An 11,916-nucleotide genomic window follows, 5' to 3' on the forward strand; every position below is an offset into this window, starting at 1 on the left:
ACAATTATAACCAATTCAATTAATAAGTATTATGACCTCATTTACGATTTTTGTATTACTAATACTTATATAAGAGTTAGTCCATCAGCAGCAGTGAAATCTCAGCCAATTTCTATATACCACTATACCAGCTCATTTTTGGACATAAATGAGTTAGAGAATTAGCTCTATTTGAGTTGGAAGGTATTAGGAAAAGTATAGATAACTTCTCTATAAAGCATCTTCAAGGTAAAAACTGCCACTATGGACAGTCATTTAACATTAACTCTATTTATGCGCACTAGAAGCTAAACGGTTTATCTATTATTTTGAAGTTTATTTAAAAATGATATTGGTGACGTTGTTTTTAAAAAAGACTTCCATTCATTTTGAACTTCATTTCCCTCCTCACCTTTCAACTGTAAATTAGAGTTAATTTTATAGCTTTTAGATGAAAGCATCACTTTCTTACTAAAACGCAGCAGATCAAATTCATGAATTAATTCACTTGTACACAGATCTCTATCACAAAACTTTATTATTAGATTATTCTTATTTAATTTTTTTAACCTTCGATACCATTTATCACGTGCTTCTTCATTCGTTTTATAATGTAAAAAATGAATTTCCACATCTCCGCCAAGTAGCGCTATAGGATAAGTTCCATAAGTTTTATATTTTATAAGTTCTTCTTTGTACTTGGATTCACTTGGATTAATAAAATTTAAATCACTATTAAGATAATAATCTAATTTTTTTAGCATCCTAATATAATCGGGAGAAAAAACAAATAGACCCACAAATGGAGTTTTATAAGGGATATCAAAATATTGATACATAGACCCCCCCCAACAGTTATCACTAATAATTGAAAAGTCTTTTTCTATTAAATAAAACTTTGCAAAGTTACCCCTAACTTTTCTAACTATTTTTTTTATTAAAAAAAACATTAATGGCTCCGCTTCCTAACATATTGACATGAAGGATTATCCTACAATACTTGCGACATAAAAAATAGTCACTATCGGAAATGGTTTAAGCCCTAAAAGACCTATCACTTAATAGATTGCAGAATATGACTTTTTGTCAAAATCACCTCTATTTAACATAAGGCCACCTTTCACCCACCTCATGAACGAAGCTCAAGAGAGCTGTACAGTAAAGCATTAATTTGTATAATTAAAAAGCTAATAAAACGAGAACAAATCTGACGTTTTAATTTTGCTAATGATGTTATTTTTCACCATGCGTTGTTTACGAATGCCCCCTAAAAAGTGACGTTTATCTAACAGATAAATTAGCCTGATAAAAACTAACCTAAAACTACGTTAATACGATATGAATAAGTATTTGATCTAAACAGTTTTGGGGCAGAAATAAGTTAATACGCTAAAAAATTAAGCCTGTGATGACTCATATTATACATGCGAAAGGACTTTCAATTTAGTTAAATATAACTAAACCATTTTGTTAGAAACAACAATAAATAAATGAGATAAACTCATACCGCAAAAATAAAAAAAGCAGAGCACATAGGCTCTGCTTTTATATTATCTGTCGAATACGCGGTTATTTTAATTTAACTGCCCAGCCACATTGCTGTGGGTAAATACGACGAATAACTGTCTTATTTCGCTTTTTCAATAGGATGTGGCAGGTTTCAATTAATAAACCAAATGCCATCGCAAAATACACATATCCTTTATTCAAATGAATCGCAAAACCTTCAGCCATTAACATACCGCCTAACATTACTAAGAATAGTAGTGCTAATGTTTTCAAGCCCGGATAGCGCAATACATAATCGTTGATCTTCTCAGCGCACAGTACCATCACGACTGCTGATGCTAAAATAGCAGCAACCATCAGTGGTACTTCACTTGTCATACCAACCGCTGTGATCACAGAGTCCATAGAGAACACCGCATCCACCGCAACGATTTGTAGCAAAACTAAAGCAATACCTGCTCGCACTTTGCTGGCTTCTTGGTGATGAGCACCAGAGAAACACATCCACAATTCTTTTAAGCTTTTCGCTAATAAGAATGCACCACCACCAATCATGATTAAGTCACGACCAGAGAACGGTGAACCAGCAATAGAGAATAATGGCTGAGTTAATGACATAACCCAACTGATTGAGAACACAAGGCCAATACGCGCAACAACAGCTAGTGCAATACCTAGATTACGGGCCAATTTTTGTTGATGTGCTGGTAATCGCTCACATAGCACTGAAATAAATACAATATTATCGACACCTAATACCACTTCTAAGGCAAATAAGGTCGCAAATATCATCATTGCTTCAGGTTGAAGGAAAAGATCTAGCATTGAATAGACTCCTTAACAAAGGAGTTTAGGAAAAGAGAACAACTCGTGGGGTCGTCCATATGTATTTTATACCTCTTAAAATTAAAGTAGCGCCATTCAACCACAACCGTTACAAATAACAATTGAGATTTTGTAACAACATGTAAGTGACGCCTACCGTATGACTAATCCATAATTGCTATATATTGCAGTATAAAAATACACTGTAAAAATAATATTGAAACCTCCCCCTTAAGATGTAAACTATATGTTTTACTTTTGATTGGCCATAGAAAGATAATGAAACATAAATTGTATTTATGAGCATTTTTCAGCATCTATTCAAGCCAAAGATCTGGTCGATACGCTAAATTCAGTAGATAATGACTTACAAAAGCTGCAAAACAGCATTCAGCAGTCGAAACGTCAGATCCGAGAAAGAAAAGAGAAACGAGAGCGCCTGGAAAATTCATGGAACAACATCAAAGATGATGACTATGTAGAAAATCGTTGGAATAGCTATGTCGATCAAAAAGCACGTGAACGCAAACAACTTGCAGAATAACGCAAATGTAAATTTGTCGATAATTTAACGTCAGATCTTAATAAAGCTATCCGTGATGCCACCAATACCCATTAATCACGGAAATATGTGGTAAGGATAACCATGAAAAAAGCATTGCTCATTATTACAACCTGTTTACTTGCCGCAGGGTGTTCATCAAACCAAGTTGAATGTCTCTATAACTGCAAGCCCACTTATCCCAACCAAAACGGGAATATCAATGGTGGAAATATAAACACAGGTAATGTGAATAATGAGCAAGCCATGCAGGCATTATTGGCTTATCTTGGTGTGCAAGTAAAAAAGCAATGGGGCGATGACGAATTCCTTCAAGCAGGAAAACACCGTTATGTGAAATACTTTGATGGTTATCGTACGCGTGCGCACATTGATTTTGATAACGGTAAAATTTACGTTTCAACTGTTGCTCAATACGCACCAGAAGCCACATTGAGAAAAGCGATTGAAGAAACCTTGCTAATGCCAGCCGATCCATCCCAAGTGGATTTGTTCAGTGACAAATCGATTCCATTAAACGGTAAGCCTTTCTTACTTGGGCAAGTTAAAGACCAAGATAACCAAGATATTCAATGGCCTTGGCGTGCTGGGCGATTTGCGGATTATTTAATTGAAAATAAGCTGAAAATGAAACCATTAAAACGTGGAAATGCTTATTTTGTTGAAATAGATATGGTTAGCGATCACCTTGAACAACGCGAATACCAATATGCTGATATTATAAAACGTGCATCAAAGCAATACGGTATTTCTGAAGAGCTTATCTATGCAATTGTAAAAACAGAAAGTAGTTTTAACCCTTTTGCAGTTAGTAATGCAGGGGCTTACGGTTTAATGCAAGTGATCCCGAAAACAGCGGGTGCAGATGTGTTTAAACTGGTGAAAAACAAACCCGGCATACCAACCAAAGATTACCTCTTCGATCCAGCAAACAATATCGATACGGGTACGGCTTATTTTTATATTCTTAAAAATCGTTATTTAAAAGAAGTGCGAAATCCTACCACTAAGCATTACAGTATGATTTCAGCCTACAATGGCGGTACGGGCGGATTATTATCAACATTTGATACAGATAGAAAACGCGCTATGGATAAGTTGAATCAATTACAACCAGATCAAGCTTATTGGGCATTAACCAATAAACATCCGAAACTTGAAGCGCGCCGATACTTAGAAAAAGTGCTGAACTTCCAAAAAGAATTTCAGTCACTATGATCTGTATATACCCAAGTCACTTGGGTATAAAACAAAGCCCTATCATCGACCATCGAGATAGGGCTTTGTGTTTTGTATCGTTAGGCTTGGATCGCTTGGCGAGTAAATCCGTTATTTTTCGCTAATAAGTCTGCGGCTGTTTGAGCATCAACACCAGCTAAAATCATCACAATCGCGGTTTTACAATGACCATTACAGGCAGTTAATGCGTGTTCAGCTTCATCACGGCTACATTCAGTTGCTTGCATCACAATGTTTTTCTGGCGTTCAACCAATTTGGCGTTGGTCGCTTCAACATCCACCATTAAATTGCCATACACTTTACCAACGCGGATCATCGCCCCTGTTGTCAGCATATTTAGCACTAACTTTTGCGCAGTACCTGCTTTCATACGTGATGAACCCGTTACAACTTCTGCCCCAACCACTGGCGTGATAACTTCATCTGCCAGTGTAGCCATTGGGCATTGTGGGTTACAACTAATGGACGCGACCATCGCATTTTGTGATTTTGCATATTCCATCGCACCTATCACATAAGGGGTACGTCCGCTGGCAGCAATGCCAACTAAAACGTCTTTTGAATTAAAGTTAAGATCAATCAGATCTTGTGCGCCCATTTCACGATTGTCTTCTGCGTTTTCTACCGCTTTTAAAATTGCTTGATGACCACCAGCAATTAAGCCGACAACTTGCTCTGGCTTGCTACCATAAGTAGGTGGACATTCACTTGCATCTAAAATACCTAATCGACCAGACGTGCCTGCGCCAACGTAAATTAAACGTCCACCTTGTTGAAAAGCCGCTGCAATAGCATCAACGACAACCGCGATTTCAGGTAATACTTGTTCAACCGCTAACGCGACTTTTTTATCTTCATTGTTGATCACCTTCAGCATATCAACCGTGGATAACATATCGATGTTTTGGCTTGCCTTATTGCGACTTTCTGTAACAAGTTGGGTCAGATCAATCTTCAAGGTTTTCATCCTAGTTTTATTCATTCTTTATTAATCATAATCAACAAGCATATCTGGCTCTATATTCTTGTTCGCGATTAACATAACGCTGTAAATATCACGGTAACTCAGGGTTTTTCAGGTTATTATCAAGGCAAATGCTCGAACTGTTATTACTATGACTGCACTTGATAAAATCGCCAACCTACAATCACAATTCTCCCCTAATGGTCAAAAGATTGCGACCTTGGTTTTAGCACAACCTGAATTAGTGGTTTCGCTGTCATCACAAGAACTTGCGAAAGCTGCCAATGTTAGTCAATCGAGTATTGTAAAATTTACTCAGCGTATTGGTTTTAAGGGGTTCCCTGCCTTTAAAATGGCGATCAGTGAAGAATTAGCAAGGCACAATACCATCGGTGGTAATGTGCTGAATCAATTATCGACTCAACCAGAGCCCAATAACACGCTTGCGAGTAGCTTAAGTAAAATGGCACAGCAAAAAGCCAATGCAATTATTGATACAACCAAAGCTATTGATACTCAATTACTGACCGATATTGCAGCACGGTTAAGCCAAGCCCAACGGATTCAACTCGTCGGGCTGGGAGCAAATGCCATTATCACCCGTGATTTTAATGATAAGTTGCTAGCCTTAGGTTTACCTGTTATTCACAGTAAAGATCATGCGCTGCAAAGTACCATCGCCAACACACTAACAGAGCAAGACGTGCTTTTTGTGATCAGCAATAATAGTGAACAACCCATTTTACAGCTTACAGCCCATGCTGCTAAGCTTCGTGGCGCTGGTATTATTGTAATAAGCACACCCGATGATTTACTGCTTAATTCCCTTGCTGATATGAAGCTCGATGTAATTTGTGAACCGCCACTGCATAGTATTGCAAATCAGCATTTCAATTTACACCTAGCAGCACAACAAACGCTGACCGACATCATTTGTATTGCCTTACAGCAATAACTAAAACTGCTTAATTTACTTTTTGTTACCTTTAAAGACGCAATAAAGGGAACCCTGTTTTTGGTATACTGTGTGACTATATTATTTTGGCAGTATATCTTCGCCAGCAATCTGCAGTACCGATTAAAAATCGCTTTTTCGCACGATGCCAGTATGCTGCACGCCTTCATTAGAGAAACTCTGACCAATTATGACGCAATCACGCATTCCAGCTGAGACAGCTTCATCCTCTGAAAAACAGGATAATGCGGTTCAGCCACCGACACAAAAGCCTAAAAAAAACAAACTAAAACAAGTGGCGAAGTGGACTTCTATTGCCATACTAACCCCTATCATTGCCGCAACTGGGGTACTCGCTTATGGGGTTAAGATCGATTTAGCTGACCACCGACATGATATCAACCAATGGTTAAGTTCTACTTTAGATCGTGAAACAACCATTGGTGGTGACATGTCACTGACCCTATCATTCAGCCCTGAAATTGAGTTAAGCGATGTCACCGTTGCCAATACTGAAGCAATGAAATGGGAACCGATGCTGAAATCAGGCTACATCGGTGCAAAAATCTCTGTTTTGCCTCTTCTATCTCATACCCTAAAAATTGACTATCTGGATCTCAAAGACATTTCATTACACCTGTCAAAAGATAATCAAGGGAAAGCGAACTGGGTGTTTGCCGAGCAAGCGAGTGAAAAACCGAAAGAGACTACTCAATCAACGCCGTTTAAACTGGCATTGAGCAACAATATTCGAGCGGAAAAAGTATCGGTTGATTATTTAGATCAACATACCGGACAGTATGCCAACGTATATTTAGATCAATTAGCGTTAACCAAACCTGATAAATGGCTTTTACAAGCGAAAGGTAATGCCATGGGGAATGAGTATGATGTTTCACTGGCGGGTGATTTAGAATCACTGATTAATGAGCAACAAGGCAAATTAGACGCAACAGGCAGCTTTGCTGGGGCGAAACTCAATATCGATGCAGATATTCATCCATTCCACAGTAGTACGCCGTCAAAAGCCAACGTAAAACTTGATTGGGTTGATACCGCGCAGCTTGAATCCCTGCTTGATATTGATTTGCGTCATGCCGCACCAATGTCACTAACAACCCAAATTACTGCGTCTAGCAAAGGCATTTCACTGGCTGATATCGCGCTAACGAGCCCTATCACGTCTGCTAAAGGTTTCCTTGATATTTCATTGGCTCAAAACGCCAAAGATCTTAATCATATTAACGGTAAGCTAAATATTCCGTTAATCGATCTGCGCCCATGGTTACAACCCCAGCCTCCGGTTATGTACGGTGTCGGTTATGCAGCGGCAGCACCTCAACAATCGCCCCTACAAAAAGCACTGGATCAATGGCTTGTTAAAACAGAAACTCATCTTGATCTATCCGTCGATGAGATCAAAGGCTTAGGTACACCGGTTAATAATATCTCGCTTAAAGTGGAAGGCGATAAAGGTAAACTTCACGCTCCAATGACTGCCAATATTGCTGATGTGCCATTTCGTGGCACGGCTGATATTGATGCCACCCAATGGACATCAACCGTTGATGTGAAATTAGGCGCTCAAGACTCTCAATTAGGTGAAATGGCAGGTTGGATCTCAGGGATCCCAGATGCAAAAGGACATCTTGATAAGGCTCAGCTACAGCTGACGACCCAAGGCACAAAGCTTCAAGAGTGGATTGATAATAGCCAGCTCTCGCTCGATATCGATAAAGCGCATATTGACTGGGGAGCCAAAGCATCTTTTGCCATTGATAAAGCAGCTCTAACCTCTGGTATGGAGCAGCCATTTAGCTCTGACATCCAAGGTCAGATCATGGATATTCCCGTTAAGATCACAGCTAAAGCAGGTACACTATCCGATATTATTAACCACCGTAATTGGATGCCATTACTACACTTTTCCAGCCCTGTTGTTGACATAAAAGCACAAGGTGAATTTGTAAAAACCAATTGGCAAAAAGGCAGTTGGTTAAACCTAACCGTACACAGTAAAGATGCAGGCAAACTAAGTCCATGGCTGGGTACACGTGCATCTATGCATGGCAAAATCGATTTCAAAGGAAAGCTAACCAATACCGGCGATTGGCTAACATTAAATATCCCCACTATGGCGTTAATGCAAAGCCAAGGTAAGGTCGATTTTAAATGGAAGCAAAATACTAAAACGCCATTTTTAACGCTTAATGCGCAATTTGATACCCTAAATTTCAATCAGCTAGGGCAATTTGTTGATCGCGAAAAAGTGCCAACTGTTGAGCAAACAGTACCAACTCAAGGTGTGAACCTTGATATGCCGTTACTTAGTAATAAAGTCGTGATTGCCGATGCTGATGTCAAACTTGGTATCAATAAAATGCTTTGGGCAAATCAGCAAATTGATGGCACCCAATTTAGTGGTCAGTTACGTGACGGTAAATTAAAACCAGCCCCTTTTAGTGCTCGCTATGCGGGAAGTTTGTACCAAGGTGATATTTCACTGGATATCAATAATAACGCTATCCAATCTCAACTCCATCTAGGGGTAGATAAGCCGAATATCGGTCAAATTTTAAAACAGTTCAATGTGACCAATGATCTTGGTATGACACTCGATAACGCTAAATTATCTTTGTCGTTATCAGGTCGTACTGTGCTTGAGTTAATGGAACAGGCTAAAGTCGAAGCACAACTAAACGGTGGTAAACTGCGTGTTGCAGATACTTACACAGGCAAAGCCTTTGATGTCGCACTTCGTCAGGGTAAGTTTATTACAGGTCCCGATACTGCAACTCACTTGATTATCTCTGGCCAAGCTGCAAATAAGCCCGTTAACATTGAGATTGATTCTGTATCACTGAAACAAGCCAATGATGGGCGTAAATCGGTGCCTGTTACCTTAACGGCTAATGTCGGTGATATTGCACTCAATGCCGAATCTGATGTATCGCTACCCATTAATCCACAAAAGTTAAATTTAATCTTTAAGGCAACAACGCCTAACTTAGATCGCTTTAATGCGTTTACCGGTCTTGAGCTACCACCGTATGGTCCAGTGACGGTTGCTGCATCCCTTTCAACCGATAAAGTCGGCTACCATTTGCGTAATATGCTGGTTCAAGTAGGGAGCAGTAAATTACAAGGTAAAGGTGATTTCTTACCACCAATGAAAGGCCAAGATCGCCCAACCGTATCATTAGATCTTCGCGCGCCGTTCATTCAAATTAACGATTTTAAAGTTAAAAATTGGCAAGTATGGCTACCTAAAGACAGCAAAGAAAAAACAAGACCAGCAAAAACAGTCGATAAACCTGTACCTGTTCTTAGCCCTGAAGGTTTAAATAAGCTGGATGCTAATTTCAAACTCAATGTCGGTGAAGTACGCTCAGGTAAAGACTGGTTAGGCGCAGGAAAACTAGACTGGACATTACATAACGGTTTACTGAGTTTAAACCCGCTGCACATTAAATTACCGGGCGGAAATATTGATATTAAAGGCTCGGTTAAAGCACAAAAAGAGCTGTTTGATATCCATATTAATGGATTAGTGAAGAACTTTGACTACGGTATTATTGCTCGTCGAATCGATCCAAAAACCGACATGAATGGTAAGATCAGCTTTGAATTTAATCTTAATAGTCTAGCAAATACACCAGATAGCCTAATGAATAACGCTAACGGTTTTATCGGTTTTGCTGCTTGGCCTAAAGCCTTTCAAGCAAACTTAATTGATTTATGGGCGGTAAGTTTAGCCGATGCTGTATTACCTAAATTTGTCACTAAAGATCATTCCGTATTAAATTGCGTAGCAGGTGGCTTTAATGTTAAAAATGGCAACATGACGCAACGTGATTTATTGCTTGATACTTCCCGTATTCAAGTACATGGTGCTTTTAATGCAAGTTACAAAAATCGAGACTTTAATCTGTATTTATCACCAAAATCGAAAAAAGCCCAAATTTTTAGCTTACAAACACCGGTTGATGTTCATGGCACCTTTGATAAATTCAACTTTAATGTACCACTGTCCGCTATTTTAAAAACATCAGTACGCTTTACTACTAGCCCTGTAGTAGCACCATTGCAGTGGCTATTTGAAAAGCCCATCACAGCGAATGGCTCGGCTGAATGTGAACGCATTTGGCAACAAAAATAAGTATTCGTTGTTACAACAAAAAAGACCCAGAGCATACTGGGTCTTTTTCTTTACTGACTACAGAACATTGCTATCTATCACTTAAATACTTGCTTTTATAGGTTGAGGCCTTAGCAAATATAAAGAGAAAAAATATGAACGGTATAAATCCAAACGAGTATTTAATCTTACTATTTTCGAGTAATTGATAAGTGCATAAAATAAAAATTGAAAAAACAAATAAGATATTAAACTTATGTACCAAAGGGTGCTTTTTAGAAAAGTAAGCATAAGCGCGGATCATAACAAACTCTATTGGTATTTATAATTAGTAATATAACTACATTATAATAAATTGCTTTTAAAAAAATAAGTACTGTGTGGCTTTTATTCCTACTAACAGTCCAAACTATGATTTTTATTCAAAACCTACCTCACCAATCAATCATCTTCGGTGCAATACCGTTATTTTTTTGGCGTTTTTATAGTAATCACTTACTAAACTGAATTTTTCCCATTTAAAAAACATAAAAACTAGCATTCATATAGAATATTTTTATATTCCCATTTATTGCTATAGGAAACAATTTTAACCAAGTGATTGATTGTACATTCGCATTAGAAGGCTTCAGCCATAATGAAATCGAACAAGACTATATTCTTGCATGCTTTTCTACAACTATTACGAATACTGAAGTTAGCTTTACATAAGAAAATATCGGTAGAAATAAACCACAGACATATCTTTAAATCAGATGAATAACTTTATTATAAATTAAATAATCGTTTTTTATTTTGTAGCTTTAATAGCTAAATTTACGCTATCAATAAATTCAACCTTATTCGTTTATTTATCATCAATGAAACAGCTAAATAGTCAATTATAATTACTATGTATTAATTGCAATCATCACCTCTTCACCTTAAATCCATATACTTTATATAAAATTTCACACAGCATTGCTCACTTTCTAACCAAAATGGTGTTATTTATTTGTATAACACATTTTTTACCCGTATTTTATTTAGTAGAGCAATCATCATGTTTTATTTAGAATGAAGCACTTTATTACAGTGCCTATACGGGTTAGTCAGATTCGAAAACTATGAAATAATTATTTCTGAGCTATCTAAATAAAACAAAAAATAAATGTACTTGTACTCCTAACACCCAAACCAATTAATTGGCTGGCTTTACAGGTAAAGCAATACAGGAAATTCAATGTTTACTTATTATGTCGTTCTCGCGATCTATTTTTGCATCATCTTTGCTATAGGTATTTTCGCAGCAAGAAAGACGAAAGGTAATTCAGATTATGTACTTGGTGGCCGTAGTTTAAGCCCTGGTGTTACTGCACTCGGTGCTGGTGCATCAGATATGAGTGGTTGGCTATTACTCGGCCTTCCCGGTGCGGTTTTTGTTTCAGGCTTAGATCAAATTTGGTTACCTATTGGTTTAACCATTGGCGCATGGTTAAACTGGCGCTTTGTCGCGCGAAAGTTACGTATTTACACCGAAAACGTCGGCGATGCGATAACTATTCCCTCTTATTTTGATACTCGATTTGGTAGTGGTAACCGTACCCTACGTTTTATGACAGCAGTCGTTATACTCACGTTCTTTACTCTTTATGCTGCTGCAGGTTTTGTTAGTGGTGCTTTCTTAATTCAAACTTTATTTGATATTCCTTACACCACTGCAGTTTGGATTGGAGCCATATTCTTAATGGTTTATACCGCAATT

General features: G+C 37.9%; 6 protein-coding genes and 1 pseudogene. 4 read left to right on the forward strand and 3 right to left on the reverse strand.

Annotated features, from left to right (window positions below; all coding sequences use genetic code 11):
• Positions 1–296: 296 nt before the first annotated feature.
• Complete coding sequence (locus SKA34_RS06810) at positions 297–929, reverse strand: DUF1919 domain-containing protein (protein WP_006644757.1); 633 nt, start codon at positions 927–929, stop codon at positions 297–299.
• A gap of 619 nt (positions 930–1,548) precedes the next feature.
• Positions 1,549–2,313: a TerC family protein gene (locus SKA34_RS06815; RefSeq protein ID WP_006644758.1), complete on the reverse strand. Its 765-nt coding sequence runs from the start codon at positions 2,311–2,313 to the stop codon at positions 1,549–1,551.
• Between the two features lie 646 nt (positions 2,314–2,959).
• On the opposite strand from SKA34_RS06815, the gene mltC reads away from it, so the two are divergent.
• Positions 2,960–4,093 (forward strand): membrane-bound lytic murein transglycosylase MltC, encoded by a 1,134-nt coding sequence (gene mltC / locus SKA34_RS06820; protein WP_006644759.1) that lies wholly within the window; start codon positions 2,960–2,962, stop codon positions 4,091–4,093.
• Between the two features lie 80 nt (positions 4,094–4,173).
• Here mltC and murQ read toward each other — a convergent pair whose 3' ends face one another.
• Complete coding sequence (murQ, locus tag SKA34_RS06825; protein WP_086004115.1) at positions 4,174–5,073, reverse strand: N-acetylmuramic acid 6-phosphate etherase; 900 nt, start codon at positions 5,071–5,073, stop codon at positions 4,174–4,176.
• Positions 5,074–5,230: 157 nt separating this feature from the next.
• Here murQ and SKA34_RS06830 point away from each other — a divergent pair, with 157 nt between their 5' ends.
• The 3 genes and pseudogenes from SKA34_RS06830 to SKA34_RS23295 form a co-directional block, all read left to right on the forward strand.
• The gene (locus tag SKA34_RS06830) at positions 5,231–6,034 is read left to right on the forward strand and encodes a MurR/RpiR family transcriptional regulator (protein WP_006644761.1); all 804 of its coding nucleotides are present in this window, start codon (positions 5,231–5,233) and stop codon (positions 6,032–6,034) included.
• A 190-nt stretch (positions 6,035–6,224) separates the two neighbouring features.
• The gene (locus tag SKA34_RS06835; RefSeq protein ID WP_006644762.1) at positions 6,225–10,193 is read left to right on the forward strand and encodes an AsmA family protein; all 3,969 of its coding nucleotides are present in this window, start codon (positions 6,225–6,227) and stop codon (positions 10,191–10,193) included.
• Between the two features lie 1,201 nt (positions 10,194–11,394).
• A pseudogene (locus SKA34_RS23295) lies at positions 11,395–11,916 on the forward strand (sodium:proline symporter); the annotation flags it as partial.

Source organism: Photobacterium sp. SKA34 (assembly GCF_000153325.1).
Lineage (GTDB): Bacteria > Pseudomonadota > Gammaproteobacteria > Enterobacterales > Vibrionaceae > Photobacterium.

Coding starts and splice junctions, on each gene's coding strand:
- SKA34_RS06810 (WP_006644757.1), bottom strand. CDS start 929: ATGTTTTTTTTAATAAAAAAAATAGTTAGAAAAGTTAGGGGTAACTTT.
- SKA34_RS06815 (WP_006644758.1), bottom strand. CDS start 2,313: ATGCTAGATCTTTTCCTTCAACCTGAAGCAATGATGATATTTGCGACC.
- mltC (WP_006644759.1), top strand. CDS start 2,960: ATGAAAAAAGCATTGCTCATTATTACAACCTGTTTACTTGCCGCAGGG.
- SKA34_RS06830 (WP_006644761.1), top strand. CDS start 5,231: ATGACTGCACTTGATAAAATCGCCAACCTACAATCACAATTCTCCCCT.
- SKA34_RS06835 (WP_006644762.1), top strand. CDS start 6,225: ATGACGCAATCACGCATTCCAGCTGAGACAGCTTCATCCTCTGAAAAA.